Source organism: Pseudomonas savastanoi (genome assembly GCF_020917325.1).
GTDB lineage: Bacteria > Pseudomonadota > Gammaproteobacteria > Pseudomonadales > Pseudomonadaceae > Aquipseudomonas > Aquipseudomonas amygdali.
On sequence record NZ_CP076652.1, the window covers coordinates 5,480,846 to 5,497,996 of the forward strand.

Annotated in this window: 16 protein-coding genes; 4 read left to right on the forward strand and 12 right to left on the reverse strand. The window is 59.4% G+C overall.

Annotated features, from left to right (window positions below):
- Window positions 1-139 precede the first annotated feature (139 nt).
- Entirely contained in the window at window positions 140-703 is a 564-nt protein-coding gene (locus KP808_RS23485) for a DUF2780 domain-containing protein (protein ID WP_058401202.1), read from the forward strand.
- On the opposite strand, the gene KP808_RS23490 is transcribed toward KP808_RS23485, so the two are convergent.
- A complete protein-coding gene (locus KP808_RS23490) occupies window positions 683-1,582 on the reverse strand; it encodes an acyltransferase (RefSeq protein ID WP_058401201.1) in 900 nt (299 codons plus the stop codon). The two genes, KP808_RS23485 and KP808_RS23490, sit on opposite strands and share 21 nt — an antisense overlap.
- 193 nt (window positions 1,583-1,775) lie before the next feature.
- On the opposite strand from KP808_RS23490, the gene rloA2 reads away from it, so the two are divergent.
- Window positions 1,776-2,279 carry a retropepsin-like aspartic peptidase RloA2 gene (gene rloA2 / locus KP808_RS23495; protein WP_002555611.1) on the forward strand — a complete coding sequence of 168 codons (504 nt, stop codon included), beginning with the start codon at window positions 1,776-1,778 and terminating at the stop codon, window positions 2,277-2,279.
- Between the two features lie 249 nt (window positions 2,280-2,528).
- Here rloA2 and KP808_RS23500 read toward each other — a convergent pair whose 3' ends face one another.
- From KP808_RS23500 to KP808_RS23550, 11 genes are all read right to left on the reverse strand, one after another.
- Window positions 2,529-3,158: a glutathione S-transferase family protein gene (locus KP808_RS23500; protein WP_230017025.1), complete on the reverse strand. Its 630-nt coding sequence runs from the start codon at window positions 3,156-3,158 to the stop codon at window positions 2,529-2,531.
- 69 nt (window positions 3,159-3,227) lie between these two features.
- Window positions 3,228-3,410, reverse strand: a complete 183-nt coding sequence (locus KP808_RS23505; RefSeq protein WP_230017026.1) for a hypothetical protein — start codon at window positions 3,408-3,410, stop codon at window positions 3,228-3,230.
- The gene (locus tag KP808_RS23510; protein ID WP_058408307.1) at window positions 3,407-4,540 is read right to left on the reverse strand and encodes a PepSY-associated TM helix domain-containing protein; all 1,134 of its coding nucleotides are present in this window, start codon (window positions 4,538-4,540) and stop codon (window positions 3,407-3,409) included. The genes KP808_RS23505 and KP808_RS23510 overlap by 4 nt, the downstream gene beginning before the upstream one ends.
- Before the next feature lie 121 nt (window positions 4,541-4,661).
- On the reverse strand, window positions 4,662-5,645 hold the full coding sequence (locus tag KP808_RS23515) for a FecR domain-containing protein (RefSeq protein WP_122259551.1): 984 nt from the start codon (window positions 5,643-5,645) through the stop codon (window positions 4,662-4,664).
- Entirely contained in the window at window positions 5,642-6,160 is a 519-nt protein-coding gene (locus KP808_RS23520) for an RNA polymerase sigma factor (RefSeq protein WP_122259550.1), read from the reverse strand. Before KP808_RS23520 ends, KP808_RS23515 begins: the two co-directional genes overlap by 4 nt.
- A gap of 319 nt (window positions 6,161-6,479) precedes the next feature.
- Window positions 6,480-7,831, reverse strand: a protein-coding gene (locus tag KP808_RS23525; RefSeq protein WP_122259038.1) for an IS3 family transposase whose coding sequence is annotated in 2 segments (ribosomal slippage) — window positions 6,480-7,372 and window positions 7,372-7,831 — 1,353 coding nt in all. Because the reading frame shifts where the segments join, the coding sequence is not laid out codon by codon here.
- Window positions 7,832-8,162: 331 nt separating this feature from the next.
- Window positions 8,163-9,869 carry a choline dehydrogenase gene (gene betA, locus KP808_RS23530; protein ID WP_005758134.1) on the reverse strand — a complete coding sequence of 569 codons (1,707 nt, stop codon included), beginning with the start codon at window positions 9,867-9,869 and terminating at the stop codon, window positions 8,163-8,165.
- A gap of 140 nt (window positions 9,870-10,009) precedes the next feature.
- Window positions 10,010-11,482: a betaine-aldehyde dehydrogenase gene (gene betB / locus KP808_RS23535; protein WP_230017027.1), complete on the reverse strand. Its 1,473-nt coding sequence runs from the start codon at window positions 11,480-11,482 to the stop codon at window positions 10,010-10,012.
- Window positions 11,483-11,588: 106 nt separating this feature from the next.
- On the reverse strand, window positions 11,589-12,182 hold the full coding sequence (gene betI, locus KP808_RS23540) for a transcriptional regulator BetI (protein WP_057403222.1): 594 nt from the start codon (window positions 12,180-12,182) through the stop codon (window positions 11,589-11,591).
- A 298-nt stretch (window positions 12,183-12,480) separates the two neighbouring features.
- On the reverse strand, window positions 12,481-13,869 hold the full coding sequence (locus tag KP808_RS23545; RefSeq protein ID WP_230017028.1) for a DUF3482 domain-containing protein: 1,389 nt from the start codon (window positions 13,867-13,869) through the stop codon (window positions 12,481-12,483).
- Window positions 13,862-15,241 (reverse strand): DUF2868 domain-containing protein, encoded by a 1,380-nt coding sequence (locus tag KP808_RS23550; protein WP_230017029.1) that lies wholly within the window; start codon window positions 15,239-15,241, stop codon window positions 13,862-13,864. Before KP808_RS23550 ends, KP808_RS23545 begins: the two co-directional genes overlap by 8 nt.
- 109 nt (window positions 15,242-15,350) lie before the next feature.
- Between KP808_RS23550 and KP808_RS23555 the strand changes: the two genes are divergently transcribed.
- Together KP808_RS23555 and KP808_RS23560 are read left to right on the forward strand one after the other, a co-directional pair.
- Complete coding sequence (locus tag KP808_RS23555) at window positions 15,351-15,863, forward strand: dihydrofolate reductase (RefSeq protein WP_054071412.1); 513 nt, start codon at window positions 15,351-15,353, stop codon at window positions 15,861-15,863.
- Between the two features lie 190 nt (window positions 15,864-16,053).
- The gene (locus tag KP808_RS23560; protein WP_024661887.1) at window positions 16,054-17,112 is read left to right on the forward strand and encodes an HAD family hydrolase; all 1,059 of its coding nucleotides are present in this window, start codon (window positions 16,054-16,056) and stop codon (window positions 17,110-17,112) included.
- Window positions 17,113-17,151: the final 39 nt, after the last annotated feature.

A 17,151-nucleotide genomic window follows, 5' to 3' on the forward strand; every position in this document is an offset into this window, starting at 1 on the left:
TCGTCTGCCAGAGCCGATTCAGGCAAATGAAATAACTGCCTGTCTTCAGCGCGTTGGGAACAAGCCTCTGTTGCTCACAGTCAAACCGTCTGCTTTACCGCCCACTCATGGGCGGTTCAGGTTTGATAAGGGTGACGCAATGAAAACTGCACGCGGTATGGCTTTGGTAACGTTGATGGCACTGGCTGCAAGCCCGGTGTTTGCCTTCAATCTGAATGACGCCGCAAATGCGGTTTCCAATGCCACGAGTGGCAATCAGAAAGCCACGGCGGCCCCTGAAGTCGCAGGGCTGCTTAATACCCTTGGCACCCAGCTCAATGTCACCCCTGAACAAGCCGTTGGCGGAACAGGCGCATTGCTCGGGCTGGCAAAAAATAAACTGACCAGCACCGATTACTCGCAACTGGCCAAATCCGTTCCTGGCCTGGAGCAGATGTCCGGCACCTCCGCACTGGACAGCCTGGGAGGCGCAAACGGGCTGGGCAGTCTGCTCGGTGGCAAGTCCGGCGATAACTCGATGCTCAACAGCGCACTGGGCAACGTGCAGAGCATGGGTGATGTGAATAACGCCTTCAAGGCACTGGGCATGGACAGCACAATGGTCAGCCAGTTTGCCCCGCTGATTCTGCAATACCTCGGGCAGCAAGGTGCCAGCGGTTCGGCGTTGCAGAGCCTGAGTGGGTTATGGGGTACCGGCAGCTGATTCAAGCCGCAACGCCGCAATACGCGCATCTTTCTCCACCCAGAGCTGGTTGACCCAGCTCTGGATTTTCTCGCGAAACACCGGATCGTTCTCGTAGTCGCCCTGCCACAGTGCCGGGTCCATTTCGCGGGTCTTGATGTCGACGATCACCTTGGGCACGCGCCCGCACAGCATGTCCCAGAACCCGGGAATGCCTGAACCTGGATAGACCACAGTGACATCCAGAATGGCGTCCAGTTGCTCACCCATAGCAGCCAGCACGAATGCGACGCCACCGGCCTTGGGCTTGAGCAGATGGGTATAGGGCGATGCTTGAGTCGCATGTTTGCCCGGAGTAAAGCGCGTGCCTTCCAGATAGTTGACGATGGTCACTGGCTGACGCTTGAACAGCTCGCAGGCAGCCTTGGTGATCTCCAGATCCTTGCCCTTCAGCTCCGGGTGCTTCGCTAGAAACGCCTTGCTGTAGCGCTTCATGAACGGGTAATCCAGCCCCCACCACGCCAGACCCAGCAGGGGCACCCAGATCAGTTCTTTTTTCAAAAAAAACTTGAAGAAGGGTGTGCGCCGGTTGAGTGCCTGGACCAGCGCAGGAATATCCACCCACGACTGATGATTGCTGATGACCAGATACGAAGTATCACTGCGCAACCCCTCATCGCCACGAATATCCCATTGCGTCGGTACACAGGTTGCGAAGATAACCTTATCAATCTCGGCCCAGGTTTCGGCAATCCACATAACGGCGACTGAACAGCGATCGCGCATTCGGCCTCTGAAAAGCAGCTTGAGCAACGCAAAAACCAATAACGGACCTATCAATACCAGCGTATTGATCAGTAACAGCAAAGCAACAAAACAGCCGGTGAGCAGACGGCGCATGGCGGACTCTTGAAGGTTCAGGGGCGGCAATAATAAAGACCCACGCGTTTTACGCCAATTACACAGGTGCTTACAAATGTTTCACGTCCGGGCATTTATGCTGGCCTGACACTCTTGCTGGCGAACCTACTGCAGGTTCGCTGTCTAAAAACGCGCGCCAATCAGGCGCTGACCATTGCGAGGAACCTCTCACGTGAAACCGATCCTGGCGCTATTGTCGTTGCTGGCCCTGCCGGTCATGGCTGCTGAACCGACGCTGTATGGCCGCTATGAGAACATCAAGGTTCTGGACGTAGACCAGACTTTCAAGGCCAAGATGGACACCGGCGCACTGACTGCTTCACTGTCGGCCAAGGACATCGAGCTGTTCCAGCGTGATGGCGATGACTGGGTGCGATTCCGTCTGGCAACCAAGGGCGCCGACAACAAGGTGTATGAGCACAAGGTGTCGCGGATCAGCAAGATCAAAGGGCGTGCAGAAGGTGATGACGAAGACGACGAAGGCATCAACCCTGCCAAGCGTCCTGTTGTAGACCTGGAACTGTGCCTGGGAAACAAGAAGCGCACTGTCGAAGTCAATCTGGTCGACCGCAGCCACTTCAACTTCCCGCTACTGATCGGTGCCAAGGCGCTGCGCGAGTTCGACGCAGCGGTTAATCCGGCACGCCGCTATACCGCTGACCAGCCTGACTGCTGAGGCGTCTCTCATCCCCAACTATCGTGCGACGCTCCGCGTCGCATGCCGTTCTGGACGCTCTGCGTCCGATCTTGAGGGCGTGGCGCGGCACAGATTTGTTACGCAGAGCGTCACCCACGGCATTCCCACGCTGGAGCGTGAGGAACGATAGCCGCACGCGAGAACACCATCGTGCCAATGCTCCGCGTGGGTATGCCGTTCAGGACGCTGCGCGTCCTATCTTGACTGTGCGGCGCGGCGCAGATTGACTCAAACTGGCGGCAGGGTCGCGATCATCGACGGGCGTTGACTGACGTCCAGATACCAGGCGGCCAGTCGCGGATAAGTGCTGCGCCAGTTCAGATCCGGCTGGCGGAAATCCAGATATCCAAGTGCAGCGGCGACGCTGATCGATGCGACATCGAAGGATGTGCTGAGCTCGGTGACCGCGTCGCTTTCGAAGTAATGCAGCGAGCGTTCAATCTTCTGCTGCTGGTTGTCCAGCCACTGGTCCCAGTGTTTTTCCTGCGGACGCAAGGCAGTTTCGTAGCGGATCATTACCGCTGCATCCAACACCGCATCGGCCAGCGAAGCCAGGGTCAGGCGCCTCCAGCGTGCCGAGCCTTCCCGGGGGATCAGTGGCAGGCCCACGTGCTGGTGGTCGAGATAATCAAGAATCACCCGGCTGTCGTGAATGACGTTGCCGTCAGCCAGCCTTAGCGCGGGAAGTTTACCGGCCGGGTTGTCTTCATTGAGCTCGGCAGACGGGCTGATCGGTGTCAGCACTGTGGTCTGCAACTCGACGCGGTCGAGCTGAGCGGTTTCATGAAGCATCACCATCACCTTGCGGGCAAAAGGCGAGGCGGCGTTGAAGTACAACGTCATCGTGGGCGCTGACATGGGTGTTCCTCGAATGAGACAGGATCCTAGACTAGTCAGCCTGTGACGCGCCTGCAATGAGCGTTTCAATCAGCCGCGCCGCACTAGCAAGCCCTTGATGCTCAACAGGGCAGCCGTCCCCATGCCCAGCCACGCCAGCGTATCCCACCAGCCATCACCCAGCAGCGCGGCGAACAAGCCGACGCCGATAAGCAGCGCTATCAAGGCGGGTATCGCAGAGGTCTTCCAGAATCGCGATGGCCTGGAACTCATTGCGCCGCCTGAGCGCGAATCACGCTCACCGAGCGCGTGGCACGCCGTCTCACCCACCACAGGTACACCCCGCTGCCGAGCACAATGATGGTCAGCACATCCAGTACCGCCCAGAGAATCTTCATCGGCATGCCGCCATAATCACCGAAATGCAGAGGCTGCGACATACCCAATGCATCCATGTACCAGGGACGCTCGACCACGGCCGTGACTTGCAGCGTCTGCGCGTCGATCAGCACTGGCGTGGCCAGATGCGCAGTCAAGTGCGTGTTGCCTTTGAGGAACACCGCGTAATGATGCTCGCTGGAGAAGCGCGTACCGGGGAAAGCGATGAAATCGGCCTGCATGCCGGGCGCAGCGGATTCAGCAATTTCCAGCAATCGAGTCGCCGGGGCGCGCTGGGTCAATGGCGGCGCGTCCTTGTAAGGGGCGATCATGGTGGCCAGCGCATCATTGCGCCAGGAGGCAATCAGCAGATCGGCACAGGCACTGATCACCCCCGTCACGCCCACCACCAGCGCCCAGGTCAATGTGACTACGCCAATCAGGTTGTGCAGGTCCAGCCAACGCGTACGCCTGGATTTATTGACCCGCACCTGGCCGAACTCCAGCTTGCGCATGAACGGCGCATACAACACGGTCCCGGAAACAATCGCCACCACAAACAGCAAACCCATGAACGCCAGCAGCAATTTGCCGGGCAGGTTGGCGTACATGTCTACGTGCAGGCGCAGCATGACCATCATGAAGCCGCCATTGGCAGAAGGCATTTCCAGCGCTTCACCGGTGCGTGCATCAAGGGCGAAGGTATGCGATGAGTTGGGCTCGGTATCTGCGGTTGCCGCGGTGATGGCCATCACGCCATTGGGGTCTTCGTCATCCCAGCCGAAATACTGCATCACCTCGCCGGGGCGATGCGCTTCGGCAGCCCTGGCCAGTTGCTCCAGGTTCAGATGCGGCGTGTCGGCAGGCATCTCCCGGTAATGCGGAGCGTCGCCGAGCAGATGATCGATTTCATGATGAAAGATCAACGGCAGGCCTGTAACCGCGAGCATCAACAAAAACAGGGTGCACATCAGGCTGCTCCAGGTATGCACGATGGACCAGCGGCGCACGGTTTGGCTTTTCATGGTTTATCCACAGGCGAAGGGACGCAAAACCGAGCGTGCCCCCGAAATGACTTGTAAGACTAAGCCGCTCGAAACCGGAAAAGTGTCAGGGCGATCCGGTGCAGGCATGAAGAGGTATGTTTCAGAGTTTTGCCGGATTGCTGCTGGCCTGCTCATCCCTGGCCAGCACAGTGACCCACCACGCGGTGTGCTGTTCGATCTGCACGGGCAAGGTCGGCAACAACGCCTTGAGCGCCAGGTCAGTGTCGGCCAGCGGGAATGTGCCGGTAATACGCAGATCAGCCACCGTCGAGTCGACACCCAAATGCCCTGTACGGTAGCGACCCAGTTCAGCGAGCATGTCCGCCAACCGGGCGTTGTCCACCACCAGCATGCCGCGCGTCCAGGCGTCGACACCGGAAGGCATGCTGAGCAACGGGCCAAGGCCATTGCGCGTGAGGAGAACCTGCTGGCCCTCGCGCAGAACCTGCTCACCGGACGCATTGCGCGCATTGGCGGCAACCGCCGATTGCAGCACGCTGAGCAGGGTTCCGTCTGACTCGCGCCGGACCAGAAAGCGCGTACCCAGGGCGCGCATCTTTCCATCCGCAGTTTCGACGATGAAGGGCCGCGGATCGTCATGATTGCCGGTCTGCACCAGTATTTCGCCGTCCTGCAGAATCACCCGACGTTGCTGCGCATCGAAGCGCACATCAATCGCGCTGTGGGTGTTAAGGCGAATCAGGGTGTTGTCCGCCAGACGTACTTCACGCTGTTCGCCGGTGGCGGTGCGCTGGTCGGCAAGCCAGTAATCTATCGGCAGGTAGCGGTCGCCGACGAACAATGCCAGACCCAAGGCCATGAACACCCCGGCCAGACCGCCACCGAGCTTGCGCAAACTGTGCCGCTGGGCACCGGGCGATTGCTGCAATGCCTTGCGCGCCGGACCTGCTGGCAAGGAAAAACGCTGATTGACCATGCCCAACTGGCTCCAGGCCCTGGCATGCTCTTCGTCGGCGGCCAGCCAGCGAGCAAGTTCAGCGTCATTGCCGCTGCTGCCATCCATGTTCAATTGCCACTGGATCGCGGCGTCCAGAACATGAGCGGATACCGGCCTGGTGTTCATGTCGGCTCACCGTAGAGCGCCACATAGCACTGACGCATGGCCTGAGCCAGGTATTGCCTGACGCGCGAGACCGAAACGCCCAGCCTCTCGGCAATCTCAGCGTGACTCATGCCGTCGAGACGACTGTACAGAAAGGCTGCCCGTGCCTTGCTGGAGAGACTGCCCAGCATGCGGTCGATCGCTTTGAGATCTTCCAGAATCAGCAACTGCTCTTCCGGCGAAGGCTGCTCGGCCTCGGGAACCTGCATCAACTCCACGAGATAAGCCTGCTCCAGCGCAGCGCGGCGGAAGTAGTCGAACATCAGTCCCTTGGCAACGGCCGCCAGGTAAGCTCGCGGTTCTCTGGGCGTCAGCAATTCCTGACGCCCGAGCAAACGCAAGAACGTGTCCTGACTCAAATCCTGAGCACGCTGCGGACAGGCGACATTGCGTCTGAGCCAGGCCAGCAGCCAACCACGATGATCGCGATACAGCGCGCCAACAATCTCGCTATGAGTGCTTGGGACTGACGACACGAATAGCCTCGATGAGAAAGATCTAACTAAAGAGAATCATTCGCGATTGTGGCAGAGCGGAGGGATGGTGGCAATTCGCGTCTGTCGGGAGGAGGGTCTGAATCGAGTTGGCGCTCGTACCAATGCTCCGCGTCCATTGCGACGCGGAGCGTCGGGAAATGCATTCCCACGCTGGAGCGTGAGGAACGAGAATCTTATAACTATCGTGCCCATGCTCCGCGTTGGCATGCCGTTCTGGACGCTCCGCGTCCATTGCGACGCGGAGCGTCGGGAAATGCATTCCCACGCTAGTGAACTGCCCCCCAAAAGTTGGACGGTTTTAGCTTGCCGCCTGAGCCCTGTACTTTACGGGGCTTTGGCCGTTGAGCTTCAGCTTGATGCGGTCATGGTTGTAGTAGTGGATGTACTCATCCAGACCTGCTTTCAACTCATCGATGCTTTCAAACTGTTTCAGGTAGAAAAACTCGGATTTCAGTGTACCGAAAAAGCTTTCCATTGCCGCATTGTCCAGGCAGTTGCCCTTACGGGACATGCTTTGTTTGACGCCTCGTACCGATAGCTTATGGCGATACTGCGCGTGTTGATACTGCCAGCCCTGGTCCGAGTGCATCACAAGCTTCGGCTCGTCCTGCAACTGCTGAAGCGCCTTGTCCAGCATGCTGGTGACCAGCTCAAAGCTCGGCCTTGTCGACACTTCATACGCCACGATTTCACCGTTGTACAAGTCCATCACGGGTGAGAGATACAGCTTTCGATTGCCTACCTTGAACTCAGTCACATCGGTCACCCACTTCTGGTTCGGGCGTTGCGCGCTGAAATTGCGCTCCAGCAAATTCGGCGCAATGGTTCCTATTACGCCCTTATAGGAGCGGTATTTTTTGGGGCGCACCACTGATCGCAGGCCCAGTTCTGCCATCAGTCGTTCTACAACCTTCTTGTTGACCAAAATACCTGCATTGCGAATGACCGCCGTGATACGCCGAGCGCCATAAAGGCCTTTCTCCTCGTGGTAAATGCTTTCGATTAACTGTTTCAAAGCAGCATCGGGATCGGGTCTGGATTGCACCTGAACCTGGTAGTAAAACGTGCTGCGTGCCAAGCCCGCCAGCCTCAGCAGAGCGCAAAGCGGGAACCGGCCTCTCAGTTGCTTGATGATCAGGGCTTTTTCGGTTGCCGTCGTTTCTGCTCCTTCAGCTCTTCCAACTTTTTTAGGTAAGCGTTCTCCATGCGCAGATATTCAAGCTCGCTCATCAACTGGTCGCGCGTCTTCTGCGTATCGTCGGCGGTTACTGGTTTGGCGGGATAAGGCTTCTTTGGCATGGCGACAGGCTTTCTTCTGGCAGGAACATACGGGGCTGTACCGCTACTGTAATGCCGCTTTTCCCAAATGACTATTTGGCCGGGATCCCCGATACCAAAATGCGCAGCGGCCTGACGGAGCGACAGCTTGTGTTCACGCCTGTGTTCAAGCACTGAGCGCTTGAAAGCTTCGCTGTATCGAAGACCAGGCTTGCGATGGCCGGTGTGACCATGACTCTTGTAGTTAGCGACCCAGCGTCGAAGCAGACTGAAATCGATTGAGAACTGGCGGGCTACCATACGAAAGCCCATGTTGCCTTCAAGATACGCTTTGACGACAGTGAGCTTGAACTGCTCTGAATACTTACCCATTTGAACACCCCATGAGGTCGGATTGGTGTCCAACTTCTTGGGGGCAGTTCACTGGAGCGTGAGGAACGAGAATCTTATAACTATCGTGCCCATGCTCCGCGTTGGCATGCCGTTCTGGACGCTCCGCGTCCATTGCGACGCGGAGCGTCGGGAAATGCATTCCCACGCTGGAGCGTGAGGAACGAGAATCTTGTAACTATCGTGCCAATGCTCCGCGTTGGCATGCCGTTCTGGACGCTCCGCGTCCTCTTGCGACGGGAACCGCCGTGAAATGCATTCACGCTGGAGCATGCACAACGAAAGGCGTCCAGGGAGGACGCCCGTCGTCAGATCAGGCCTGGTGGCTGATTTCGCGCAGCGGCTTGCCACGTGCAGGTTTGTCGCCTGCAACGAAGTAGTCGGCGGTGCTGCGAGGCAGGGGCTGACGACCGCGGATCTTGTCGGCGATTTTCTCGGCGATCATGATTGTCGGTGCATTCAGGTTGCCCGTGGTGATGATCGGCATGATCGAGGCATCGACTACGCGCAGGCTTTGCAGGCCATGCACACGGCCCTGACCATCGACAACGGCCATCTCGTCGGTGCCCATCTTGCACGAGCAGGACGGGTGGTAAGCCGTTTCGGCATGCTCACGTACGAACTGGTCCAGCGCTTCATCAGATTGCACATCGATACCAGGGCTGATTTCGCGGCCACGGTACGGGTCCAGAGCCGGTTGCTGCATGATCTCGCGAGTCAGGCGGATGCCATCACGGAACTCCTGCCAGTCCTGCTCGCTGGACATGTAGTTGAACAGGATGCTCGGGTACTCGCGCGGGTCTTTGGATTTGACCTGCACACGACCGCGGCTCGGCGAACGCATGGAGCCAACGTGAGCCTGGAAGCCGTGCTCCTGAACGCCCTTGGTACCGTTGTAGTTAATCGCGACCGGCAGGAAGTGATACTGAATGTTCGGCCATTCGAACGCTTCGCTGGAGCGAATGAAACCACCGGCTTCAAACTGGTTGCTCGCACCGATACCCGTACCGAGGAACATCCACTCGGCACCAATGGCAGGCTGGTTCCACCACTTCAGCGAAGGGTACAGCGACACCGGCTGGGTGCAGGCGTACTGCAGGTACATCTCCAGGTGATCCTGAAGGTTCTGGCCAACGCCCGGCAGGTCATGAACCACCGGAATATCCAGCTTGTTCAGCACTTCGGCCGGGCCGACACCGGAACGCTGGAGAATCTGCGGCGAAGCGATTGCGCCGCCACACAACAGCACTTCCTTGCGGGCACGGGCCTGGATGCGGGTGTCGCTGTCGCCTACCAGGTACGCCACGCCGACGGCACGCTTGCCTTCGAACAGAATGCGATCGGTCAGCGCGTGAGTGACGATGGTCAGGGTCGAGCGCTTCTTGGCCTCGTCCAGATAACCACGGGCGGTACTGGCACGACGACCGTTAGGCGTCACGGTGCGGTCCATCGGACCGAAGCCTTCCTGCTGATAACCATTGAGGTCGTCAGTGCGCGGGAAACCGGCTTGCACGCCCGCTTCGACCATCGCATGGAACAGCGGATTGTTGCCCGCCTTGGGCGTGGTCACGCTGACCGGACCTTCACCACCGTGGTAGTCATTCGGGCCAATGTCGCGGGTTTCGGCCTTGCGGAAGTACGGCAGGCAGTCGAGGTAGCTCCAGTCTTCGAGACCCGGCTCCTTGGCCCAGCCGTCATAGTCCATCGCGTTGCCGCGGATGTAGCACATGCCGTTGATCAGCGACGAACCGCCCAGGCCTTTACCACGACCGCATTCCATGCGGCGGTTGTTCATGTGTGGCTCTGGCTCGGTCTCGTAGGCCCAGTTATAGCGGCGTCCCTGTAGCGGGAATGCCAGTGCGGCTGGCATCTGGGTACGGAAATCCAGACGATAGTCCGGGCCACCGGCTTCCAGCAGCAGAACAGTGACGCCTGCGTCTTCGGTGAGACGGGCTGCCAGGGTGTTACCGGCAGAGCCGGCACCAATGATGATGTAGTCGTATTCGGATTGAGTCGTCATAGAGGCTCCCTCATAGAGCTGCAAGTCTCAAGCCTCGGCTGCAAGCAGAAGCAGCGAGGCGATACTTGTGAGAATGGGGTGCGGCAAGCCGCTTTTGATTGCGTCTGCTTGAGGTTTGCCGCGTGCCACTTGAACCGTGTTTAGAAAACCGAGGCGTAGTCGCCCAGTTCGATCTGTACCGACTTGATCCGCGTGTACTGCGCCAGCGAGCTGATACCGTTTTCACGACCAACGCCCGACTGCTTGTAACCGCCGACCGGCATTTGTGCCGCCGATTCGCCCCAGGCGTTGATCCAGCAGATACCGGCTTCCAGCAGATGAATCACGCGGTGTGCGCGGTTCAGGTCACGGGTCACGATGCCTGCGGCCAGACCGAAATCGGTGTCGTTGGCGCGGTGCACCACTTCTTCTTCGGTGTCGTAGCCGAGGATGCTCATCACCGGGCCGAAGATTTCTTCACGCACGATGGTCATCTCGTCGGTGCAGTCGGTGAACACGGTTGGCGCAACGAAAGCGCCCTTGTCGAACACACCACCGGTCAAGCGATCACCGCCGCACAACAGGCGTGCGCCCTGCTCTTTGCCCTTGGCGATATAACCCAACACGCTTTCCATGTGCTCGAAGCTGACCAGCGGGCCGAAGTTGATGTTTTCGTCTTCCGGGTTACCGGCGCGAATACGCTTCACACGCTCAAGGATTTTCGCTTCGAATTCGGCTTTCAACGCGTTCGGTACAAACACGCGCGTACCGTTGGTGCAGACCTGGCCGGAGCTGTAGAAGTTGGCCATCATTGCGATGTCGGCAGCACGGTCCAGATCAGCGTCGTCAAACACGATCAGCGGCGACTTGCCGCCCAGCTCCATGGTCACTTCCTTGAGCGAAGAGCTCGATGCACTGGCCATGACTTTCTTGCCGGTGTCGGTGCCGCCGGTGAAGGAGACTTTCTCGATGCGCGGATGCTCGGTGATCCAGGTGCCGACTTCACGGCCGCTGCCGGTCAACACGTTGAATACGCCGTTCGGCACGCCTGCTTCGGTGTAGATTTCTGCCAGCTTCAAGGTGGTCAGCGAGGTGACTTCACTTGGCTTGAAGATCATCGCGTTGCCCGCCGCCAGCGCCGGTGCGGATTTCCACAGGGCGATCTGGATCGGGTAGTTCCACGCACCGATGCCTGCAACCACACCCAGCGGCTCTCGGCGGGTGTAAACGAAGGAGGAATCACGCAGCGGGATCTGTTCGCCTTCGATGGCGGGCACCAGGCCTGCGTAGTATTCCAGCACGTCAGCGCCGGTCACGATATCCACGTAACGGGTTTCGGAGATGGCCTTGCCGGTGTCCAGCGTTTCCAGCGCAGCCAGTTCGTCGTTGCGCTCACGCAGGATATCGACAGCACGACGCAGGATGCGCGAACGCTCGACGGCGGTCATGGCAGCCCAGATCTTCTGGCCTTTTTCAGCAGCAACGACTGCGCGCTCGACGTCTTCCTTGCCGGCACGCTGGATCTGCGCCAGTACTTCGCCGTTCGCCGGGTTGATGGCATCGAAAGTTTCAGTGTTGCTGGCATCGACGTAACCGCCATCGATGTAAAGTTTCTGCAGTTCAAAACGGGCCATAAAGTCCTCGCAAATTCAGTGGGGGGGGCGATGACTGATTTCAGTGTGCCGGAAACATTGGGCAACACGGTCTTGCAGTCGTTCGGCAGGCAGGCTTCGAAAGCTCTCAGCCAGCCGATTTCGCCAGTTGAAAATCCATGTATTCGTAGGCAATCCGTTGTGCTTGCTCGGTGTCGAATGCATCGCCTGACAACGCGCCTCTCAGCCACAGCCCGTCTATCAGGGCGGCAAGCCCGCGGGCGGCGCTGCGTGCCTGTTCCAGTGGCAAGGTACGGCGGAACTGACAGCACAGATTCGAATACAAACGGTGGTCGTTGATACGCTGCAATCGGTGCAGCGAAGGGTGATGCATGCTGGTCGCCCAGAAGGCCAGCCAGGTTTTCATGGCCGGGCCGCTGACCTGACTGGCATCGAAGTTACCTTCGATGATCACTTGCAGATGAGCCCTTGGGCTGTCTTCGGTCAGCGCCTGCCGACGTTCGCGGACGTTCAGGATCAAGGCGTTCATCAGATGCCGCATCGTGGCGGCAATCAGGCCGTTCTTGTCCTGAAAATAGTGACTGATGATGCCGTTGGACACGCCCGCCAGTCGCGCAATCAGAGCAATGCTGGCGTCGCCCATACCGACCTGATCGACCGCTGTGAGCGTGGCCTGGATCAGTTGTTGGCGGCGGATGGGTTGCATTCCGACCTTGGGCATTGGCGCGATTCTCCCGGGTGTCTGCAATGATCGTTGTACCAAAACGGTGAGGCCAGTCTAAAGATTTTTTATTGAACGATCAATCAATAAAAAATAATCGGCAGGTTTTCGCCGGTAAACGGCAAGCTGAAAAGCGCCTGAATGCGGGGGTTCTGGAGGATGCGTCAAGGCGCAGATACGTGACGCGGAGCGTCACCCACGGCATTCCCACGCTGGAGCGATATCTCAACTATCGTGCGACGCTCCGCGTCGCATGCAGTTCTGGACGCTCTGCGTCCGGTCTTCAGCGCCGGAACAGTCAATCCTGCAAAACCACATCCGCCAGTTGATCAATCGCTTCCTGCCGCTCAGCCTGATTCGGTTTGGCGTGCGGGTTAAGTGTTGACCATTGCGGGTGGGCACGGGCGCGGGTGAGCGGCTCGGGGATTTTGCCTTTGCGCCAGGTTTTGTCCTGCGGCGTGGTCAATTCCATGCTGTGAATGGCCGCATGGCCTCTCACTCCCAACGCCAGCAACAAGTGCCCCTGTCGCAGAGCAAGCAGGCGCAACACTGCATCGTCCACCGTCAACTCCCTGCGGCCCTTCAACTTGCCCAGCAAGCGTCCGCCGTAGCTGCGCGCCGTCAACAGGGCACCGCCTGCAATCGCACCGACCAAAGCCGCCGCGCCAAGCGTTACGCCGCCGACCATCAGGTCGACCCCTGCCCCGGCCGCCGCACCGGCTGCCACGCCGCCACCAACCCGCACGCCCATCAACCTGAGGGTTTCCGGATTGAACAGATCATCGCCCCAACGGCCGTCCATCAACGGCAAATCGCTGGTAGACACGTCGTCCTTGCGAAAGGCATACAGCTTGAGCAGCGCCTCGACACATTGCTGCTCACGCTGACGAACAGCCTTGCGCAACGCTTCCACAGCCTGCTGTTCCTGCTCGGCACTGGTCTCGACGCTACGCCGACACGCTGCACAGTCAATCAACAGTTCGGCGATAAGCCGCGCCGCGCTGTGTTTTCTGGCTCGACGTTGTTTCTCCTGATCCTCAATCAAACGTTCAAGCCGAGGCCGCGCGCTTTCCAGCAGCAGCGCCAGGCTTTCATACAGACGACGGCCGCCATCTTCCGGCGGTGCGACGCTGTCGAAGCGCACCAATGCATGCAGCCCCAGGCGTGAAAGTGCCTCTCGCCATTCCGGCTCGCGGTGCTCGCGCGCACTGACGAAATTGAGCACAGGCAGCAACGGCTTGCCACAACTGGCCAGCACCGCCAGCTCGTCACGGTACTTGGCGAGCACCGGTTCGCGTGCATCGATCACATACAGCCCGGCGTCCGAGCCGAGCAACTGGCGCATGACCTTGGCCTCTTGCTCAAAGCGTTGGCGTGCCTCGCTGCCCTCCAGAAAGCGCGCCAGTCGCGCCGGCCCGTCCAGACGCTCGCCGGGACGGTCCAGGCGCTCCAGATAATCGAGCAGTGCGATAGCGTCTTCCAGGCCAGGCGTGTCGTACAGCTCGACCAAGGCCTCGCCGTCCACAGAAAGGCGCGCGCCTTCCACATGACGGGTGGTGCTGGGCCGGTGAGACACTTCACCGAAGCTGACATCGCCGGTCAGGGTGCGCAGCAGCGACGTCTTGCCGACATTGGTGTGGCCGACCACCGCCAGCTTGATGGCACGGGCATTGTCTGCTTCAGTCATGGCCTGTCTCCAGCCAGTTCAAGGGCGCGCTGTCGGTGCGCGGCAACTGCAACCCATCCAGAGCGGCGTGCCAGTCGCCCAGACGCTCCAGATCGAGCACCTGCCCGGCAGGCGCGGGCAGCAGCCAGACGCGTGTCGCCCCCGCGCTGCGCGCCAGTTCGGCCATCAGCGCCAGACTGCCGCGATCCGGTGAACGGCGAGGATCACAGGCGACCACCATGCGCGCAGGCGGATAGTGAGTCAGTTGTTCCAGCAGCTTGTGTCGCGACTCGCGGCTGTCGAGAATGCCCGCATCGACCACGCCGGACGGCAGTTCTGGCGGCCAGACGTGTTGATCATCCAGCTCGATGGCCACCAGCAACGCGCCATTGCTGTCGGACGCACCTACGCCGGGCTGAACCTGATGCAACGCGGCGGGTTCGACGTCATTGACGCCCAATCGCTCGCTGCTGGGCATCAAACGTTCACGCAGTTCAAGGTACTCGGGCAATTCAAGATCGAGACGCAGCCCCGCCCGCCCCTGCTTCCAGCGCCACAGGCAGAACGCTGCCAGCAACAGACGCGGCACAATGCCGTAGACCAGCAGCACGCCCACCAGCCACGCAGCCCAGGCCTGACGCGCATTCTCGATACTCAAAGCGCCATTGCCGCTGGCGCGAATCATGGCTTCGTCCGGCACACTGAAGCCCAGCCACGCCGGGACGGTACTGAGTGTCTGGGTCATGCTGACAAAAGTGTCGCTGCTCAAAATGGTGGTTTCCCAGACAAACCCGTAGCGTCGGGTCGCCATCAGCATCAACAGCACCACCAGCGCACTGACCAGCGCCAGCAGCCACAGGCTGTGAACCACCAGGCCGAGCACCCAGCGATTCAGGCGCTTGCGTTGCAGCAGCAGAACCAGCGCGGGGGCGAGCTGCGCAGCCTGGGCGTCACGGGCAAGCTTTTCACTCAACCACAGCCATAACCGGCCCAGCCCACTGTTGCTGCGGCCAGCGAAGATCAAGCCCAGCGCCCACGCAGCCAGCAGCACCAGATTAAGCCCAAGCAGACTGCCCAGTGCCCAGAACACATTGACCGGTGCCTGCCCGTCGCCCATTGCGGCGAAGGCCAGGCCCGCGCCACTGATGACAGCGAACACCGCCAGCGCAACCAACGCCAACCGCGCGCCCTGCTTCCAGTGGTGCAATGCGCCGAGCATGCCGTCACGCTGTGCCAGCCCAAGGGCGCGATGGGTAATACGGGCAGTCAGGTCGCCTCCAGCGGCCCGGGCGCGGCGATTGGCTTCCTGATCATCCAGCACGCCAGCCTGTTGTTCACGCAGGCGCACGGCTTCGGTCAGCCAGATGGTATCGAGTGGGGTCAGTGCAGTCACACAGTGTCTCTTGGTTGAATTCAGCGGTGAGCATAACCGCAGTCATGGGACTGAGCACGGCGCATGTCAGTTCATTCGCCTGCCCCGCGACCTCTGATATCCTCGGCGCATGAAAACTCATCTCCCCCTCAGCCTGATTGCCGCCCTTGGTGAAAACCGAGTGATTGGCGTCGACAATTCCATGCCCTGGCATTTGCCGGGGGATTTCAAATACTTCAAGGCCACGACGCTCGGCAAGCCGATCATCATGGGTCGCAAGACCTGGGATTCGCTGGGCCGCCCGCTGCCCGGTCGCCTCAACCTGGTGGTCAGCCGCCAGACTGATTTGCAGCTTGAGGGCGCGGAAGTCTTCCCTTCGCTGGACGCCGCAGTCGTGCGCGCCGAGCAATGGGCGCAAGAACAGGGTGTCGATGAAGTGATGCTGATCGGCGGCGCGCAGCTGTACGCCCAAGGCCTTGCACAGGCGGATCGCCTGTACCTGACTCGCGTAGCGCTTAGCCCTGATGGCGACGCGTGGTTTCCAGAAATCGATACGGCGCAATGGGCGCTGGTGTCCGATACCGAGAACGCGGCTGTCGATGACAAGCCTGCTTACAACTTTGAAGTCTGGGAACGCGTCTGATAAGCGTTTTTCGGCGCATTTGAGGTCGCTGACGAAAAACTGCAATAAAAGTGTCGCTTTTGGTTTAACTGTCGCAAATAAAGGGGCAAACGGCGTCTTTTGGCCTTTTTCGGGTCGCTGACGTACTTTTGCCTTCACAATAATTTGTTACGGTCTGCCCCTTCGTTTTTTCGACAAGGGGAAATCGCCTATGAAACTCGTGCCAAAACTGTTGGCTGCTGCCGTCTGCTTCGGGCTTGCCAGCCAGGCTATCGCAGCCACCGAATTGAAGCATTGGCCCGAGCCTGCCGCCAAGGCGCTCGACGCGATGATTGCGGCGAATGCCAACAAGGGCAATTACGCAGTCTTCGACATGGACAACACCAGCTACCGCTTCGACCTCGAAGAGTCGCTGCTGCCGTACATGGAAAACAAAGGCCTGATCACCCGCGAAAAACTCGATCCCTCGCTCAAGCTGATCCCCTTCAAAGACACCGCCGAGCACAAGGAAAGCCTGTTCAGCTACTACTATCGCCTTTGCGAAATAGACGACATGGTCTGCTACCCGTGGGTCGCGCAGGTGTTTTCCGGCTTTACGCTGCAGGAGCTCAAAGGCTATGTCGATGAGCTGATGGCCCTGAAAAAGCCGATCCCTGCGACCTACTACGAAGGCGATACCGTCAAGCAGCTCAATGTCGAGCCGCCGCGGGTATTCACCGGGCAGACCGAGCTGTACAACAAGCTGATGGAAAACGGCATCGAGGTGTATGTGATGACCGCCGCGTCCGAAGAGCTGGTGCGTATGGTCGCTGCCGATCCGAAGTACGGCTACAACGTCAAACCGCAGAATGTGATCGGCGTGAGCACGCTGCTCAAGGACCGCAAGACAGGCGAGCTGACCACGGCACGCAAGCAGATCACGGCGGGTAAATACGATCCGAAAAGCAACATGGGTCTGGAGCTGACGCCATACCTGTGGACACCGGCAACCTGGATGGCGGGCAAGCAGGCGGCCATTCTGACCTACATCGACCAGTGGAAAAAACCGGTCCTGGTCGGCGGCGATACCCCGACCAGCGACGGCTACATGCTGTTTCACAGCGTCGACGTGAGCAAGGGCGGCGTGCACTTGTGGATCAACCGCAAGGACAAGTACATGACCCAGCTGAACGGCATGATCAAGGACAATGCCGAAGCTCAGGCCAAGGAGAAGCTGCCGGTCACGGCGGACAAGAACTGGGTGATCGTCAAGCCGGACGAGATTCAGTAAGCCGCCGGACAAGCTTCATGCTGCGTGATCGTGCCCAGG